Raw genomic sequence first — 15,453 nt, forward strand, 5'->3', positions numbered from 1 at the left:
CAAACAGGTTTTCAATGCCAAGAATTGCCTATGTGAATGGACGCTACGTGCCGCATTCCAACGCCATGGTGCATATAGAGGATCGTGGCTATCAGTTCGCGGATGGCGTCTATGAGGTTTGTGAGGTCCGTCACGGCCTGATCGTTGACCTGACCCGGCATCTGAACCGTCTCGACCGTTCGCTCACTGAGCTGCGCATCGCCTGGCCGATGAGCCGTGCGGCGCTGACGCAGGTGATTCGCGAGACGCTGCGCCGCAACCACGTCCGCAACGGCCTTTTCTACCTGCAGGTGACGCGCGGCGTTGCCCGCCGAGATCATGTATTCCCCGCCGAAGGCACGCCGCCAGCGATCGTCGTCACTGCCAAAAGCACGGATCCATCTGTCATTACCAAGAAGAATGCCGCTGGCATCAAGGCGATCACCGTTCCCGACAATCGCTGGGATCGCGTCGACATCAAGTCGGTCGGGCTGCTGTCGAATGCGCTTGCGCGCCAGCAGGCGAAGGAAGCCGGTGCCCAGGAAGCGATTTACGTCGATGCCGATGGCATGGTGAAGGAAGGGGCTGCGACCAATGTCTGGATCGTCGATGCCGACGGTACACTGGTAACGCGGCCCGCCGAACATGGCATCCTGCGCGGCATCACCCGCACGACTCTGATCGATGTCGCGGCCAAATTGGGGGTTAAAATCGTCGAGCGAAAGTTCTCCGTTTCGGAGATGATGGCCGCTCGCGAGGTCTTCATTACCGCAGCCACAAGCATTTGTTTTCCAGTGGTTTCCATTGATGGACAGGCGATTGCGAATGGTCATCCCGGAAGCCTCTCGCAGAATATTCGGGAAGCCTTTTTCGACGTTGCGGAAAAGATTACGATTTGATACCAAGATTTGCTGGACAGGTGGAATGAGGGTGCCACCTGCCTTGCTGGTGAGGTTGATTGATATTCTACCGGCTTGATCAGGTCGGCAATAAAGAAAGAAGCGGCGCGATGGCGGAACGTTCTCAGAATCTGCAGGACTTATTTCTCAATACTGTACGCAAGCAAAAGATTTCCCTGACAATCTTTCTCATTAACGGCGTGAAACTCACGGGCGTTGTCACTTCTTTTGACAATTTCTGTGTTCTGCTTCGCCGTGACGGCCATTCGCAGCTCGTGTATAAGCACGCGATCTCGACTATCATGCCTGGTCAGCCAATGCAGATGTTCGAGAGCGAAGAAGCAGCTTCCTAACCAAGGCCAGCCGTCATTTCGACACGCGATACAAAGAACGATTCCATCATCCCTGAGGCAGCCAAGCACAGGGATGATATGCGCGCGACCGTCGTCGTCCCCGTGCTGAAGTCGCGCTCGCGCGGTGGGCAGACCGAATCGGCATCGACCCGCACTCCCGAAAGCCGTCTCGACGAAGCGACGGGCCTGGCTCAGGCGATCGACCTCGACGTCGTCAACGCTTCCATCGTGTCGGTCAACGATCCGCGCCCGGCAACCTTGCTCGGCACCGGCAAGATCGAAGAGATCAAGAACCAGCTCGATGAGCGTGATTCCGGCCTCGTCATCGTCGACCATCCGCTGACGCCGGTACAGCAGCGCAATCTGGAAAAGGAATGGAACGCCAAGGTCATCGACCGGACGGGCCTGATCCTCGAAATCTTCGGCCGCCGCGCTTCCACCAAGGAAGGCACGCTGCAGGTCGATCTTGCGCATCTGAACTATCAGAAGGGCCGGCTGGTCCGAAGCTGGACCCACCTTGAACGCCAGCGCGGCGGTGGCGGCTTCATGGGCGGTCCGGGTGAAACCCAGATCGAAGCCGACCGACGCCTGCTGCAGGACCGCATCATCAAGCTCGAACGCGAGCTTGAGCAGGTGGTGCGCACACGCCAGCTGCACCGCGCCAAGCGCAGGAAGGTGCCGCATCCGATCGTGGCGCTCGTCGGCTATACCAACGCCGGCAAATCGACGCTGTTCAATCGCATTACCGGGGCAGGGGTTCTCGCCGAAGACATGCTCTTCGCCACCCTCGATCCGACATTGCGCCGTATGAAGCTGCCGCATGGCCGCACCGTCATCCTGTCCGATACCGTCGGTTTCATCTCCGACCTGCCGACCCATCTGGTCGCCGCTTTCCGCGCGACCTTGGAAGAGGTGCTGGAAGCCGATCTTGTCCTGCATGTCCGCGACATGTCTGATGTGGACAATCAGGCCCAGAGCGCTGATGTTCTGCGCATCCTGAATGACCTCGGCATCGACGAGGCCGAAGGCGAGCGCCGCATTCTCGAAGTCTGGAATAAGATCGACCGGCTGGAACCCGAAGCCCATGACGCCATGGTGCAGAAGTCCTCCGGCATGAAGAATGTCATTGCCGTTTCCGCTATCAGCGGTGAGGGCGTGGACAGGCTGATGGATGAAATCAGCCGTCGTTTGTCCGGTGTCATGACGGAAACGACTGTCACGTTGCCGGTCGACAAGCTCGCGCTGCTGCCCTGGCTTTACGACCACGCTATCGTCGATAGCCGCGAGGACAATGAGGATGGCTCCGTGACATTGGACCTGCGTCTATCTGAGACGGAGGCTACCGAGCTCGAGCGCCGGATCGGCAATGGTCCGAAGCCTGCAAAGGAAGACTGGGAGCGGTAATCCCGTTCGAGCGGAGTTTCACTCCGCCCCGGCTACGACAGCCCGCTCGATCGCCTTGGCCGCCTGCCAGATCTCTTCCATCCGTTCCAGACTAGCCGCCTCCAGGCTCTCACCTTCTGCATCAAGAACCGTCTCGATGTGATTGAATCGGCGCCGGAATTTCGTATTTGTACCACGAAGCGCCTGTTCCGGATCGGCCTTTACATGCCTGCCGATATTGACGACGGCGAAGATGAGGTCGCCGAGTTCGTCGCTGACCTTTGACTTATCGCCCTCACGCAGCGCAACGCGCAGCTCATCGACCTCCTCCTCGATCTTGTCGAGGATGGGCTCAGGTGCCGACCAGTCGAAACCAACCTTGGCGGCACGTTCCTGAAGCTTCAACGCTTCCGTCAGCGCCGGAAAGCTGCGTTGCACCGAGCCGAGGAAGCCCGTCTTGAAATCTTCCGTGATGCCACGTAGCGCTCGGCGCTCCGTGCGCTCGCGCTTCTCTGCCTGCTTGATCTCGTCCCACTGCTTCTTCACGGCGTCGGGCGTATCCGCATCCGAACGGGCAAAAACATGTGGGTGGCGACGGATCATCTTGCGGGTAATGGCTTCCACCACATCGCCGAAGGAAAACTCGCCGGCTTCTTCGGCCATGCGCGCATGAAAGACCACCTGCAGCAGCAGGTCGCCGAGTTCGTCGCAGAGATCGTCCATATCCTTGCGCTCGATCGCGTCGGCAACCTCGTAGGCTTCCTCGATCGTATAGGGCTTAATGGTCTCGAAATTCTGCACAATGTCCCACGGGCAGCCGGTCTCGGGATCGCGAAGCGCGGCCATGATCTCGATCAGGCGCGAAATGTCTTTCGAAGGTTCCATGGTCTCTCAGCTCAGCGGAATGTCGTTGGCGCTCTTGGTGGCCTGATAGGTGTCGGAGAGCGCGGCGTAGCGCGATTTGATCCGCTCTGTCTGCGCCTTGAGTTCGGCCTTCAGCGCAGCATCCTCGGTCTCGACGAGATCGGCGATCGCAAAGCTCTTCCAAAAAGCGTTTTGCCGCCTGTAGCCGCCCGGCTCGAGCCCGAAGACTTCCTTCAGGATCTTGAGATCGTGCGGGATGGCAAAGCTGTCGCGCGAATCCTCGTGGCTGAAGAAATAATAGAAATTATCGAAGCCGGCCCAGGTGATCGCCGACATGCACATGGTGCAGGGTTCGTGCGTGGAGAGAAAGATCAGGTCTTTCGTCGCCGGCTTGTCGTTGAGCTCGTAAAAGCGCTTTAGCGTATGCACTTCGCCGTGCCAGAGCGGATTTTCGAGCTCGTTATTGGTCTCAGTGACGACGAGCGCAAGATCGGATTTGCGCAGGATCGCTGCCCCGAACACCTTGTTGCCGGAAGCGACCCCAAGTTCCGTCATCGGCAGGATGTTATCCTCCATGACCTGCAGAAGGCGGGAGGCGATTGTCTTTTCCGGCATGAAAATCTCCTGTTTGGCTCATCCTATCGCCCCGCGGAATGAAGCGGAATGCATAAGTCCAGCGCCGGGGACTTTGCCACAGGCTTTATCGCTTCATCCTTTGGGCGAAAAGCTGCGCGAACCGCTCAAGATATGTGGTTTTTGCGCCGCACGGGTCAGTTTTCTCAAATCATTGATCAAGCGGGTAAAAGAATACGCGACTGGCCGGCCTTTGGAATTCTGTTTCTTCATTCGCCTGTCCGGAGAATGCATATTCGGAGAACTTCGAAGTGGATTGAGAATGCCTCCCAGAACTGAACAGCTTTCGGTATTTCCCGCCTTCCTTCGCGTGGAAGGTCGGACTGCGGCCGTTTTCGGCAATGGCGACGAAGCTTTCGCCAAGGTCCGCCTGCTCTTGAACACGCAGGCGCGCATTGTCGCGCATGCGGATCGCCCTGAAGCCGACTACCACGCTTTTCTGATTGCCAACCGCATCGAGACTGTCCGCGAAGCTTTTGCGCCCGAACAGGTCGAGGGTGCCGTATTGGTGTTTGCGGCAACCGGTGACGCGGATCAGGATCGCCGTATCGTCGATGCCGCACGCGCCGCGAAGATACCGGCCAATGCCGTCGACCAGCCCGATTATTGCGATTTCTACACGCCCGCTCTCGTCAATCGTGCGCCTGTTGCCGTTGCGATCGGTACCGAAGGGGCAGGGCCGGTGCTGGCGCAGATGATCCGAGCCCAGATCGATCAGCTCCTATCGCCCTCGCTCGGCCGTCTCGCCGCTCTTGCGACCAGCTATCGCAAGGCCGTCGAACACCTCGTTCCCCGTGGCGTTTCCCGCCGCATCTTCTGGCGTCGTTTCTTTGCAGGCCCGGTCGCCGATGCTGTCGCTAACGGCAACCTGCCGCAGGCCCGCCGCGCCGCCAATGGTCTGTTGCGCTCGCTGGATCGCGTTGAAGGCCATGTTTGGCTGGTCGGCGCCGGTCCCGGTGCCGAAGATCTCCTGACCTTGCGCGCCCAGCGCGTGATGATGGAGGCCGATGTCATCGTCTATGACGCGCTCGTGCCGCAGGCGATCGTCGATATGGGCCGCCGCGATGCCGAGCGTCTTTCGGTCGGCAAGCGCAAGGGCTGCCATTCGAAGTCTCAGGAGGAGATCAACGATCTCTTGGTCGATCTCGGTCGCCAGGGAAAACGCGTTGTGCGCCTGAAGAGCGGCGATCCACTCGTCTATGGCCGGGCAGGGGAAGAGATGGCAGCGCTACGCGCGGCCGGCATCTCCTATGAGATCGTGCCCGGCATCACCTCCGCCTTTGCCGCTGCCGCCGATTTCGAGCTGCCGCTGACACTGCGCGGCGTTGCCTCTTCGCTGGTCTTTACGACCGGACATGATCTGACCGGCGACGTTTTGCCGGATTGGGCGAGCCTTGCCGTGTCGGGCGCCACGATCGCTGTCTATATGGGCCGCACCGTCGCGGCCTCTGTTGCCGAACGTCTTATGCAGGCCGGCATTCCCTCGGAAACCACAGTCGCTGTCATCGAAAATGCCAGCCGTCCGGATCGCCGCCTGTTGCACGGAATCCTGCGCGATCTTCCCGACCTGCAGCACCGTGACGAGTTGACGGGACCGGTCATGGTCATTATCGGCGATGCGGTCGCAGGCGCCAATTTCGAACTGTCCGAACCGCTGGTGCGTGAACGCATCCGGTTCGATGAACTTGCAAGGAGCTGACATGGTAGACAAGGTTCTGACCGCCAACCGCCTGACGGACGGCGTTGCCGTCTGGCTGAACGCCAATGGCGAATGGGTGACCTCGTTGCAGGAGGCGCTCGTCGCCCGCCATGCCGAAGCCGTCGCTGCCCTTGAGGAGATCGGCAAGAAATCTTATGCCGACAACAAGGTCGTTGACGTTGCTGTCGTCGAAGTTCAGGAAACCAACGGCCAGCTCTGGCCGCTACGTCTGCGCGAGCGTATCCGCGCCCAAGGCCCGACCATGGAATATGCGCCTGGCTACAAGCCGGCCGATCCAGAATTCATTGCAGTCTGAGGAAGACGATGTACCGTTACGACGAATTTGACCACGCCTTTGTCGCCGAGCGCGTCGAGCAGTTTCGCGATCAGGTTCAGCGCCGCCTTTCCGGCGAACTGGCCGAGGACGCATTCAAGCCGCTGCGCCTGATGAATGGTGTTTATCTGCAGCTTCATGCCTATATGCTTCGCATCGCCATTCCCTATGGCACGCTGAGCTCGCGCCAGCTGCGTATGCTCGCCCATATCGCGCGCACCTATGACCGCGGTTATGGCCACTTCACCACGCGCCAGAACTTGCAGTTCAACTGGCCGAAGCTGTCGGATATGCCTGATGTGCTGGCCGAGCTCGCGACGGTCGAAATGCACGCCATGCAGACCTCGGGCAACTGCATCCGCAACGTGACGGCCGACCATTTTGCCGGTGCCGCCGCCGATGAAGTCGCCGATCCGCGTCCCTATGCCGAAATCCTGCGCCAGTGGTCTTCCGTTCATCCGGAATTCTCCTTCCTGCCGCGCAAGTTCAAGATCGCCGTCACCGGTGCAGAGCGCGACCGCGCTGCCATCCAGGTCCACGACATCGGTCTGCATCTGAAGAAGAACGACAAGGGCGAAATCGGCTTTGCCGTCTATGTCGGTGGCGGTCAGGGCCGCACGCCGATGGTTGCCAAGCTGATCCGCGACTTCCTGCCGGAAGAGGATCTCTTGTCCTACACGACCGCAGTCATGCGCGTTTATAACCTGCATGGCCGCCGCGACAACAAGTACAAGGCCCGCATCAAGATCCTCGTTCACGAGACCGGCGCTGAAGAGCTTGCCCGTCAGGTCGAAGTCGAATTCGCACAGCTGAAGGATTCCGAGCTGAAGCTGCCGGAACAGGACGTGCAGGCCATCACCGCTTATTTCGCGCCGCCGGCTTTGCCGCAACGTGCCGAGGGTTGGGAAAACCTCGCCCGCTGGAAGAAGGCCGATCCGGCTTTCGCCCGCTGGGTTCAGCAGAATGTCCAGCCGCACAAGAACCCCGATTACGGCATGGTGACGATCTCGCTGAAGCCGATCGGCGGCATTCCGGGTGATGCGTCGGACTCACAGATGGATGCCATCGCCGATATCGCAGAGGAATATGCCTTCGACGAGATCCGCGTCAGCCACGAGCAGAACCTCATCCTCCCGCATGTCGCTCTCGCCGATCTCGAAGCCGTCTATCGCGGCCTCGTCGCGATCAATCTGGCTGAAGCCAATGCCGGCCTGATCACCGATATCATCGCCTGTCCGGGGCTCGACTATTGCGCGCTCGCCAATGCGCGCTCCATTCCGCTCGCCCAGGAAATCTCCCGCCGCTTCGGCGATGCGGCCCGTCAGGCCGAGATCGGCGAGCTGAAGATCAAGATCTCCGGCTGCATCAATGCCTGCGGCCACCACCATGTCGGCCATATCGGCCTTCTGGGCGTGGAAAAGAAGGGTGCCGAACTCTACCAGATCACGCTGGGCGGTTCCGGCGACGAGCACACCTCGATCGGCGAAATCATCGGCCGCGGCTTCGAGCCGGACAAGGTGACGGATGCGATCGAAACGATCGTCGATACCTATCTCCGCCTGCGTCTCGATCCCTCGGAAATCTTCCTCGCCGCCTACCGCCGCGTCGGCCCGCAGCCTTTCAAGGAAGCGCTCTACGGCTCGGCAGCGGAAGCGGCATAAGGAGGGGATGATGACGAAGATCTGGAGAGAAACCGGTTTTATCGAGAACGATCCCTGGGTGATCGAGACCGACGAGGTGAAGGCGACGGGCGATCAGAAGCCGCTGCTGACGCTCGACGAGCTGGTCGCCAAGGCTGACGAGAGCAATGATGTCGGCTTGGGCGTGGTCATCAGGCCGGCGGATGATGTGTCGAAGCTCGAGCCCTATCTTTATCGTCTGGAGATCGTGGCTGTCGCATTCCCGGCCTTCAACGATGGCCGTGCTTTTAGCCATGCTTCGCTGCTGCGCCAGCGCCTCGGCTACACCAACGAGCTGCGCGCCGTTGGCGACGTGTTGATCGACCAGGTGCCGCTGATGCTGCGCGTCGGCATCGATAGTTTCGCCGTTACCAATGAGACGGCGATCCGCCGCCTGTCGGAAAAGCGCCTGCCGTCCATTCCGCATCATTATCAGCCGGCGGTGCGTGACGCCGAAGCCGGCAAGGGCTATAGTTGGCGCCGTCAGGCAAAGCCGGCCGCCTGAGGCTGCCGGTTCTGCCGTCTTTTTGATGACGGAACGATAGCATGAGCAAATTCGAAGTGGCGGTGATCGGCGGCGGTCTCGCCGGCATGATCGCCGCAGTCGCCCTGGCGCGCGGCGGTCGCAACGTGGCGCTGGTCGCCCCTCCATCCCCCAAGGAAGATCGCCGCACCACGGCGTTGATGGACCAGTCGATTCGCTTTCTGGATCGCCTGACACTCTGGGAAAAGCTTCGCCCGGCAGCCGCACCACTCACCAGCATGCGCATCATCGACGGCACCAACCGTCTGCTGCGTGCGCCGACGACGACCTTCCGCTCCGCCGAAGTCGGGCTGGATGCCTTCGGCTATAATTTCCCGAACAAGGCATTGATGGATGTGCTCGAAGCTGCGGTGGCCGCTGAGGGCAATATCAGCCGTTTCAGCGACATGGCCGAGACGATCGGGATCGCTCCGGAATCCGTAACGATCACGCTCGCAGGCGGAGAAGAGATCAGTGCCGATTTTGCTATCGGTGCTGATGGCCGCAAATCGAAGCTGCGGGAGACGGCCGGCATCGATGTGCGCACTTGGTCTTACCCACAATCGGCCATGGTGCTGAATTTTGCCCACACGCTGCCGCACCAGAACATCTCCACAGAGTTCCACACGGAGCACGGCCCCTTCACCCAGGTACCGCTGCCGGGCAACCGCTCCAGCCTCGTCTGGGTACAGAATCCCTCGGATGCCGCCGCCCGCGTCGAGCTGTCGCTCGCCGAACTCGGCAATGTCGTGGAAGAGCGCATGCAATCCCTGCTGGGCAAAGTCACTGTCGAGGAGGGCGTGCAGATCTGGCCGCTGTCGGGCATGATGGCGCATCGCTTTGGCAAAGGCCGGATCGCACTGATCGGCGAGGCCGCACACGTCTTCCCGCCGATCGGCGCCCAGGGCCTGAATCTCAGCCTTCGCGATATCATGGCGCTGACCGATCTTCTCTGCGCGCGCGCGGAATTGCCTGTCGCCGCCGATGCCGGCACAAGCTTCGACCGTAAACGCCGTGCCGATATCATGACGCGCACCGCAAGCGTCGATCTTCTGAATCGTTCGCTGCTCTCCGATTTCTTGCCGGTACAGGTTCTGCGCGCCGCAGGCCTGCATGTCCTCTCAGCCATTCCGCCGCTGCGCAATATCGTCATGCGCGAAGGCATCGAACCGGGGCGCGGCCTCCGCGATATTCCGGATGCGATCAAGGAACGGCTGAGCCGGAAGAAAGCCTGATTTGTCGCAATATACCGGCTGAGCCTTTCGCTCAGCCGATTTGCATAAGGATCGGAAAGGTCTGCTGGAACCAGATCGCGACATTGCTGACCCAGCCAAGCAGGAAGGCAAGCCCCGTCAGCACAAGGAAGACGCCCATGATCTTCTCCACCGTGCCGAGATGCCGGCGGAAGCGCGACAGGAAGCGCATGAAGGCCCCGGAAAAGCCGGCAGCGATCCAGAAGGGCACGGCAAGGCCGAGCGAATAGACGGCAAGCAAACCCGCACCTGAGCCGACCGTTTCACGCGATGCGGCAACGCCGAGGATTGCCCCGAGCACGGGCCCGATGCAGGGCGTCCAGCCGAACGCGAAGGCAAGTCCCATGATATAGGCGCCTGTCAGCGTCGCCGGCTTGCCATTGCCCTGGAAACGGGCTTCCCGCGCCAAGAGGCCGATTCGGAAAAGCCCGAGAAAATTCAGCCCCATGACGATGATGATCAGGCCGCCGATCTTGGAAAGCAGATCGAGGTGCTGGCGCAGCACCATGCCGATGGTCGAGGCGCCGGCGCCGAGCGCCACGAAGACGGTCGCAAAGCCGAGCGTGAAGAAAAGCGCCGAAAAGAGCACGCCGCGCCGCACATCCGGTGCCGCAGCAACCGTGCCGCCGCCGCGGAACTGCTCGACCGAAATGCCCGCCATATAGCAGAGATAAGGCGGAACGAGTGGAAGCACGCAAGGCGACAGGAAGGAAAGCGCTCCGGCAAGCAGCGCGCTCCAAAGGGAAATATCGGCAATCGACACGCATTCTCTCCGGCAGCAGTCTGAGCGATGTTCCTAGCGCCGCAAAGGGGTGATTGCCAATCACCTTTTTGCGCTGAGCGCAGCCGGGCGGATCTCCAAATTGCCGCAGGCCTTGAGGCAGCTCTGTCCATCCCAACACGGGACAGGGCATGTGGATATTAACCGCGCGCAAACCATCTTTGGCTCTGTGAATGGATCGACTCGGGCATGACCGGTGGTATTGCCCGGCATTTGCAGGCACCCCACTGCGAATGCCGGGAGGTCCGGCCGGCGGACATACGAGGCCGACGCCGGATCTCTCGCTACTCTATCCGGCCTGTTGGCTACGGCGGCCAAGAGCAAGCTTGTGATGTCGTTTAGTTGCGATGACTGTTTGGTGCTGGTATGCGCTACAGCATCGGCCCGAAAATCGGAATCGATTTTCGGAAAGCCGATGCGTAGATTCAAAGAGTTAGAGCGTCCTTTGTGCATCCGAATGAACGCAGGGCGCTCTAGCGTCAGAGATTGACGCTGGAACATCCACCGAGGAGAAACATTGATGAGCAGATTTCGGGCATTGGTAGCAGCCGGAGCGCTGATCGGCATCTCGCTGCTCACCGCGTGCGCAACTCCCCCGAATTCATACGGCTCCGCTTCGGGCTACGTGCCGGGAGATTCGATGAATCGCGCCTGTGCAGATGGCTTCAGGCCCAGGGATGGTCGCTCCTGCAGCTACTGACGGTGAGCATCGCGAATTCGCGTTGAGAAACTCGCTTCCGGCACCAGTGCCGGAAGCTTAAAGGTCTCCTCAATGTGGCAGTGCACGGATTGGTAGGCCGCGAGGAGAGGCCAGGGAACGGGTCGATCCCATCAATGCACCAGCGGCTCATCCTCATCGAGAAAGCTTCGCACGCCATCTCGTTCTGCGGTGGCCAGGAACTCTTCCCAAGCTTCCAGATCCGTGGCGAATGCATCTTCCCAGGTCGTCACGACCTCGGTTTGCGAAATGACCTCGAGAGTCCAATCGCCATTGGTGCCCGCCGGCCGATGTATATCGACGAGCACGGTTACGCCGTCGTCTTCGAACTCGCCGGAGAAATCGGAATGCTCGAGCTTTGGTTCTTTGGGTGTTTTCGCCATTTTAACCTCCAGCACCAGGAGGTGCATCATTCTCATAAAACTCGCGATACTGAATGGTCTCGCGCTCTTTGACGTCGATCGACGCGCCGGAAGGCTGCGTCAGGCGTACACCTGGGCCGCCTGAACCGGAATAGTTCCCATCAAGAAAGGTGACGCCGGCGGCTTGCAATACCGCAATGACTGAAGCGACGTTATTGCGCATGCCCTCGACAGCGCCCTCGCTGGCTTCCATGCGTCGCAGGGTCGGTGCTGATACATTTGACCTGCTGGCCAGCTCAACCTGACCAATCCCCAGTAAAACGCGGGCGGCCGCCAACTGTCGGCCGGTTAAATGATCAAAATCGCTCATTATGAAAATATCGCCCGATACGCTCTGTCGATGGGATTTATTATCATTGTGAGCGAAATTAATCAATGAAAACGCCTCGCAGTGAGGAGATGGGATCATTGGGCTTGTGCCCCTGGCAGCCCTTACAACCCGGCCGGTATATGCGCAGTACGGTTCCGATTTGCAACTGATCGACCTGGCTACCGCTTTTCCCGGGCGTCACCTGGCAAAGCATCAATTAGCTGATGCACCTTTCCGGTGGCGAAGACGATGTCTTCGCGCGGCAGATGGACCGTTATCTCAATCTCCTCCCATCTGCCGCCATGGTCTTTTGCGAACCTGACAGCGGCTTCCAGAGAGGTGAATTGCACGGCCGGTGCGTTGGCGGTCCAGAACTGCACGCTGCAGTCCGCCGCACTGTAATCTGTAAATGCCTTCTGAGGATCTAGGGCCATGGCACGTGCTTTACACCGACGCCGCTTGATTGGCCAGCGAATGCCCGCCTTGTATGCGAACGTCAAGAAAACCTGAGCGACCCCCCAGCCTCAGAGAAGAGCGAGTCGTTCATCAACTGGGCGTGCCTGTGCCGCGTTGCCAGAGAGAAGGACATGACCAAACTTTCAGAGAAATCACAGGAGTTAGCGGCCGATGGCCAAGGCGTGAACATGACACAGAAGGCGGCAGTGTCGCAGATTCCTCGCGATTCGACTGGAAGGCGGCCGGCCCATCGCTTTGCTAACTCGGCAAATTCCCGATGTGGCTTGCGCCAGTCGTGTTCCGCAAATGCTCGCCATGTGCCGTAAAGGCTGGGCAATAGGCGTCAACAATCTGCGCCGGTTGTTATCTCTACGGATTTGATTTCATTAGGAAATTATGGTGAGAGCGTCGGGGTTCGAACCCGAGACCTACTGATTAAAAGTCAGTTGCTCTACCGGCTGAGCTACGCTCTCACTCTCCGCGGTGCGAAGCACCCCGGCCGGAAGTGCGCGGAACATATGCAGGTGACCTATCGCGGTCAACTGAAAAAATCCTCCTATTTACGCGTTTGGCGCATTTCTTGCGGACGTGCCATTTTTCGGAAACTGCCCACCCACCGATCATTTGATCTCGTCACAGCGAGCGACAAAGGCGCATAGCGCGAAAATGTGGAGCTTTGTGCGACTTTGAGGGAATAAACAAAAACATCAAAAAACTGTCACGGCATTGAAACATGACCGGCCTAGAAATGCCACGTCATCAAGGCGAGCAGTTGTTTCATGTCCAAGCTTCCCGCAGCCAGCCGTCACCAGACCATCATCCGTCTCATCAATGGCGGCAGCGGCATGTCGATTAGCGCGATTGCCGAGACCTTCGGTGTTTCGACAGAAACCATCCGGCGCGATCTCGTGACGCTGGAGCGGGGCGGCTCGCTGCAGCGTGTTTACGGCGGCGCGATTCCATCAGGCCGCGAGGCGGCGCTCGACGAGCGCGTCAACATGGAGCGGGCTGAAAAGCAGGCGATCGGCAATCTCGTCGCCGCGATGATCCAGCCCGATCAATGGATATTCATGACGGGCGGAAGCTCGGTGCTTGCTGTCGCCCAGGCGATGCGCAATGGCCCGCCGGTAACGGTCATGACCAACATGCCAGCTATCGGCGAGGCGCTGCAGGCGGGCCTGCGTCACAAGGTGATCCTGACCGGCGGCGAATATGATTATAACGGCAAGACGCTGCTGGGCGACGAAGTATTCGACGCGATCCGCGACTGCAGCTTCGACCTGTCGATCATCGGCGTCTACGGCCTCGATGCCGAATACGGGCTGGTCGAGCGCACCAAGCACTACATGCAGCTCAAGACACGGCTCGCCGCACAGAGCCGTTCCAATGTCTATGTGGCCGACCACACCAAGATTGGCGCCGTCGGCCGCTACCGCAGTATTCCATTCTCCGAAATCGAGACCTTCGTGACCGACCAGCCGCTGGAGGAGCCATTCGTGCGCCTGCTGACGGAGGCCGGCGCCAGTGTCCTCTATCCCCAAAGCGTCAATGACAATGCCGGTCCGACCGGCACGACAATAGAAGAGAAGGTGAATGAAGATGACTGATGTCCGCCATGTCATCGTGCTCGGTGTCGACGGCCTGCGGCCGGATATGATCGACGCGACGACCATGCCCAATCTCGCGGCGCTGAAGACGTCCGGTGTTACGAGCCGCGATCACCGCACGGTTTTCCCGAGCGAGACGCGCGGCGCGCTGACGGCGCTTGCAAGCGGTGCACGCCCCGAAACGACGGGCGTTCTCGGCAACGAGTTCTACTCGCGCGATGGCTCCGGCCGGCTGACCGGCACCGACACGATCCACGACTGGCGGGCCGGCGACCGGCGCCTCGTCGGCGGCATGGCGACCGCGACCAATCTGTCGGAAACGCTTGCCAAGCATGGGCTCTCCTTCGCGACCGTCACGTCGAGCGGGCAGGGCTCCTTCACCGCGCTGAACTGGAAGGGCGCCGACTGGGGGCAGGCGGGTTTTAATGTTCGCCATCCGGCAATCGCCTTCCCGCCGGAGCTTGCCGTCGAGATTGCCGAACGGCATTCCGTTCCGCCGACCGGCTTCAACCGCGGCGCCGAGCGGCGCGCGGTCTCTGTCTTCACCGATAGCGTCTGGCCTGCCAGGAAACCGTCGGCGGCGATCATCTGGCTGACCGAGGTCGACAGCGCCTCGCATGTCCACGGCCTCGGCGCCGAAGGCATGCTCGCCTCGATGCGCGATTGCGATGCGGCGATCGGTGACCTCATGGAGTGGCGCGAACGCCAGCCGGAGCGGCATGCAATTGCGATATTCGTGACCTCGGATCACGGCCATTCCACCTCGGCGAAATTCATTTCCGTCGGCGAAGCGTTGAGAGACGCGGGCATTTCGGCGGACCACCACTTCGATAATGACGCCGACATCCTTTACCGCGGCGGCCGCGCCCCTGGTCTCTGGCTGCGCAAGTTCGACCGCGGTCTGCTGCAGGCAGCCTTCGATGTGCTGGCCGCACAGGAATGGTACGGCGCGACCTTCACGCGGGCGATCGCACCGGGCGCAAGTGAGGGCATCATCGCCGGCACGCTGGCGCTAGGGTTGTCGGGCGCGGCACATCGCCGTGCGCCGGATCTCTATATCAACCTGAAGGGCGATAACGACAGCAACGCCCATGGCATTCCCGGCACCTCTTACTGCGATGCTGCAAACTACAACATTCCGGTTGGGGGCGGCACGCATGGCGGCCTGCATGCGACCGAGCTTGCTGCCGTGCTCGTCGGTGGCGGCGCCGGCATCCGCAGCGGCGGCGAGGTGATCGCCTCGCGCACCGGTATCTACGACATTGCCCCGACCGTGCTGCATCTTCTCGGTGTCGAGCCGGCCGCCACGATGACTGGCCGCGTCATGCACGAATTGCTGGAAGGCGGCCAGCCAGTTTCGGCACCTGTCGTCACCCACTTTACCGCATCTGCCGGCGACAAGGTCTCCCGCATCGCGATCGCCCGCGTCGGGACCCATCACTATATCGACGAAGCCGATCTCGTCCTCGAAGGCAGGCCGGCCGCCGAGCCGATGCGGCGCGAGGAACTGAAGGTCGAATTGCAGACCGCATAAGCATGACGCGCAAAAACGCGCAGCGG

At 60.4% G+C, this 15,453-nt stretch carries 18 protein-coding genes and 1 tRNA gene; 11 read left to right on the forward strand and 8 right to left on the reverse strand.

The genetic code is table 11. The features are described 5' to 3' along the window. Positions 1-14: 14 nt before the first annotated feature. The 3 genes from AB8B33_RS07870 to hflX all read left to right on the forward strand — a co-directional run bounded on the left by AB8B33_RS07870 (position 15) and on the right by hflX (position 2,635). Positions 15-878, forward strand: a complete 864-nt coding sequence (locus AB8B33_RS07870) for a D-amino-acid transaminase (protein ID WP_439014897.1) — start codon at positions 15-17, stop codon at positions 876-878. A gap of 110 nt (positions 879-988) precedes the next feature. Next, a complete protein-coding gene (hfq, locus tag AB8B33_RS07875) occupies positions 989-1,231 on the forward strand; it encodes an RNA chaperone Hfq (protein WP_003539403.1) in 243 nt (80 codons plus the stop codon). A 78-nt stretch (positions 1,232-1,309) separates the two neighbouring features. Further along, positions 1,310-2,635, forward strand: a complete 1,326-nt coding sequence (gene hflX / locus AB8B33_RS07880) for a GTPase HflX (protein ID WP_113325287.1) — start codon at positions 1,310-1,312, stop codon at positions 2,633-2,635. 18 nt (positions 2,636-2,653) lie between these two features. Here hflX and mazG read toward each other — a convergent pair whose 3' ends face one another. The 3 genes from mazG to AB8B33_RS07895 form a co-directional block, all read right to left on the reverse strand. Further along, entirely contained in the window at positions 2,654-3,499 is an 846-nt protein-coding gene (mazG, locus tag AB8B33_RS07885; protein WP_113325286.1) for a nucleoside triphosphate pyrophosphohydrolase, read from the reverse strand. 6 nt (positions 3,500-3,505) lie between these two features. Continuing rightward, complete coding sequence (locus AB8B33_RS07890) at positions 3,506-4,093, reverse strand: nucleoside deaminase (protein ID WP_113325285.1); 588 nt, start codon at positions 4,091-4,093, stop codon at positions 3,506-3,508. Positions 4,094-4,186: 93 nt separating this feature from the next. Next, on the reverse strand, positions 4,187-4,324 hold the full coding sequence (locus AB8B33_RS07895) for a hypothetical protein (RefSeq protein ID WP_162748161.1): 138 nt from the start codon (positions 4,322-4,324) through the stop codon (positions 4,187-4,189). A 49-nt stretch (positions 4,325-4,373) separates the two neighbouring features. On the opposite strand from AB8B33_RS07895, the gene cysG reads away from it, so the two are divergent. The 5 genes from cysG to AB8B33_RS07920 are packed head-to-tail and all read left to right on the forward strand — an operon-like array spanning position 4,374 to position 9,581. After that, a complete protein-coding gene (gene cysG / locus AB8B33_RS07900; RefSeq protein ID WP_439014898.1) occupies positions 4,374-5,810 on the forward strand; it encodes a siroheme synthase CysG in 1,437 nt (478 codons plus the stop codon). A gap of 1 nt (position 5,811) precedes the next feature. Then, the gene (locus AB8B33_RS07905) at positions 5,812-6,126 is read left to right on the forward strand and encodes a DUF2849 domain-containing protein (RefSeq protein WP_007822491.1); all 315 of its coding nucleotides are present in this window, start codon (positions 5,812-5,814) and stop codon (positions 6,124-6,126) included. Between the two features lie 8 nt (positions 6,127-6,134). Continuing rightward, complete coding sequence (locus AB8B33_RS07910) at positions 6,135-7,805, forward strand: nitrite/sulfite reductase (protein WP_037106157.1); 1,671 nt, start codon at positions 6,135-6,137, stop codon at positions 7,803-7,805. A 10-nt stretch (positions 7,806-7,815) separates the two neighbouring features. Then, the gene (locus tag AB8B33_RS07915; RefSeq protein WP_439014899.1) at positions 7,816-8,328 is read left to right on the forward strand and encodes a DUF934 domain-containing protein; all 513 of its coding nucleotides are present in this window, start codon (positions 7,816-7,818) and stop codon (positions 8,326-8,328) included. A 41-nt stretch (positions 8,329-8,369) separates the two neighbouring features. Further along, positions 8,370-9,581, forward strand: a complete 1,212-nt coding sequence (locus AB8B33_RS07920) for a UbiH/UbiF family hydroxylase (RefSeq protein WP_439014900.1) — start codon at positions 8,370-8,372, stop codon at positions 9,579-9,581. Positions 9,582-9,612: 31 nt separating this feature from the next. On the opposite strand, the gene AB8B33_RS07925 is transcribed toward AB8B33_RS07920, so the two are convergent. Continuing rightward, positions 9,613-10,362 (reverse strand): cytochrome c biogenesis CcdA family protein, encoded by a 750-nt coding sequence (locus tag AB8B33_RS07925; RefSeq protein WP_007822496.1) that lies wholly within the window; start codon positions 10,360-10,362, stop codon positions 9,613-9,615. 538 nt (positions 10,363-10,900) lie between these two features. Here AB8B33_RS07925 and AB8B33_RS07930 point away from each other — a divergent pair. Further along, positions 10,901-11,080, forward strand: a complete 180-nt coding sequence (locus AB8B33_RS07930; protein WP_113183065.1) for a hypothetical protein — start codon at positions 10,901-10,903, stop codon at positions 11,078-11,080. A gap of 131 nt (positions 11,081-11,211) precedes the next feature. Here the strand turns inward: AB8B33_RS07930 and AB8B33_RS07935 are convergent, their stop codons facing one another. The 4 genes from AB8B33_RS07935 to AB8B33_RS07950 form a co-directional block, all read right to left on the reverse strand. Further along, positions 11,212-11,481, reverse strand: coding sequence for a hypothetical protein (locus tag AB8B33_RS07935; protein ID WP_007826745.1), 270 nt, complete (start codon positions 11,479-11,481; stop codon positions 11,212-11,214). 1 nt (position 11,482) lies between these two features. Beyond that, the gene (locus AB8B33_RS07940) at positions 11,483-11,929 is read right to left on the reverse strand and encodes a helix-turn-helix domain-containing protein (RefSeq protein WP_439014901.1); all 447 of its coding nucleotides are present in this window, start codon (positions 11,927-11,929) and stop codon (positions 11,483-11,485) included. 80 nt (positions 11,930-12,009) lie between these two features. Then, on the reverse strand, positions 12,010-12,264 hold the full coding sequence (locus tag AB8B33_RS07945) for a hypothetical protein (protein WP_007826740.1): 255 nt from the start codon (positions 12,262-12,264) through the stop codon (positions 12,010-12,012). 419 nt (positions 12,265-12,683) lie between these two features. After that, a tRNA-Lys gene (locus AB8B33_RS07950) sits at positions 12,684-12,759 on the reverse strand. 306 nt (positions 12,760-13,065) lie between these two features. Here AB8B33_RS07950 and AB8B33_RS07955 point away from each other — a divergent pair. Together AB8B33_RS07955 and AB8B33_RS07960 are read left to right on the forward strand one after the other, a co-directional pair. Next, a complete protein-coding gene (locus AB8B33_RS07955) occupies positions 13,066-13,893 on the forward strand; it encodes a DeoR/GlpR family DNA-binding transcription regulator (RefSeq protein ID WP_439014902.1) in 828 nt (275 codons plus the stop codon). Beyond that, the gene (locus AB8B33_RS07960; RefSeq protein ID WP_439014903.1) at positions 13,880-15,427 is read left to right on the forward strand and encodes an alkaline phosphatase family protein; all 1,548 of its coding nucleotides are present in this window, start codon (positions 13,880-13,882) and stop codon (positions 15,425-15,427) included. Before AB8B33_RS07955 ends, AB8B33_RS07960 begins: the two co-directional genes overlap by 14 nt. The last annotated feature ends 26 nt before the right edge of the window (positions 15,428-15,453 follow it).

It is taken from the genome of Rhizobium sp. 768_B6_N1_8 (assembly GCF_051811225.1).
Lineage (GTDB): Bacteria > Pseudomonadota > Alphaproteobacteria > Rhizobiales > Rhizobiaceae > Rhizobium.

What these genes read in the sequence shown, in the direction of transcription:
- AB8B33_RS07870 (WP_439014897.1), top strand. Translation starts at nt 15, where the DNA reads ATGCCAAGAATTGCCTATGTGAATGGACGCTACGTGCCGCATTCCAAC.
- hfq (WP_003539403.1), top strand. Translation starts at nt 989, where the DNA reads ATGGCGGAACGTTCTCAGAATCTGCAGGACTTATTTCTCAATACTGTA.
- hflX (WP_113325287.1), top strand. Translation starts at nt 1,310, where the DNA reads ATGCGCGCGACCGTCGTCGTCCCCGTGCTGAAGTCGCGCTCGCGCGGT.
- mazG (WP_113325286.1), bottom strand. Translation starts at nt 3,499, where the DNA reads ATGGAACCTTCGAAAGACATTTCGCGCCTGATCGAGATCATGGCCGCG.
- AB8B33_RS07890 (WP_113325285.1), bottom strand. Translation starts at nt 4,093, where the DNA reads ATGCCGGAAAAGACAATCGCCTCCCGCCTTCTGCAGGTCATGGAGGAT.
- AB8B33_RS07895 (WP_162748161.1), bottom strand. Translation starts at nt 4,324, where the DNA reads ATGAAGAAACAGAATTCCAAAGGCCGGCCAGTCGCGTATTCTTTTACC.
- cysG (WP_439014898.1), top strand. Translation starts at nt 4,374, where the DNA reads ATGCCTCCCAGAACTGAACAGCTTTCGGTATTTCCCGCCTTCCTTCGC.
- AB8B33_RS07905 (WP_007822491.1), top strand. Translation starts at nt 5,812, where the DNA reads ATGGTAGACAAGGTTCTGACCGCCAACCGCCTGACGGACGGCGTTGCC.
- AB8B33_RS07910 (WP_037106157.1), top strand. Translation starts at nt 6,135, where the DNA reads ATGTACCGTTACGACGAATTTGACCACGCCTTTGTCGCCGAGCGCGTC.
- AB8B33_RS07915 (WP_439014899.1), top strand. Translation starts at nt 7,816, where the DNA reads ATGACGAAGATCTGGAGAGAAACCGGTTTTATCGAGAACGATCCCTGG.
- AB8B33_RS07920 (WP_439014900.1), top strand. Translation starts at nt 8,370, where the DNA reads ATGAGCAAATTCGAAGTGGCGGTGATCGGCGGCGGTCTCGCCGGCATG.
- AB8B33_RS07930 (WP_113183065.1), top strand. Translation starts at nt 10,901, where the DNA reads ATGAGCAGATTTCGGGCATTGGTAGCAGCCGGAGCGCTGATCGGCATC.
- AB8B33_RS07935 (WP_007826745.1), bottom strand. Translation starts at nt 11,481, where the DNA reads ATGGCGAAAACACCCAAAGAACCAAAGCTCGAGCATTCCGATTTCTCC.
- AB8B33_RS07940 (WP_439014901.1), bottom strand. Translation starts at nt 11,929, where the DNA reads ATGATCCCATCTCCTCACTGCGAGGCGTTTTCATTGATTAATTTCGCT.
- AB8B33_RS07945 (WP_007826740.1), bottom strand. Translation starts at nt 12,264, where the DNA reads ATGGCCCTAGATCCTCAGAAGGCATTTACAGATTACAGTGCGGCGGAC.
- AB8B33_RS07955 (WP_439014902.1), top strand. Translation starts at nt 13,066, where the DNA reads ATGTCCAAGCTTCCCGCAGCCAGCCGTCACCAGACCATCATCCGTCTC.
- AB8B33_RS07960 (WP_439014903.1), top strand. Translation starts at nt 13,880, where the DNA reads ATGAAGATGACTGATGTCCGCCATGTCATCGTGCTCGGTGTCGACGGC.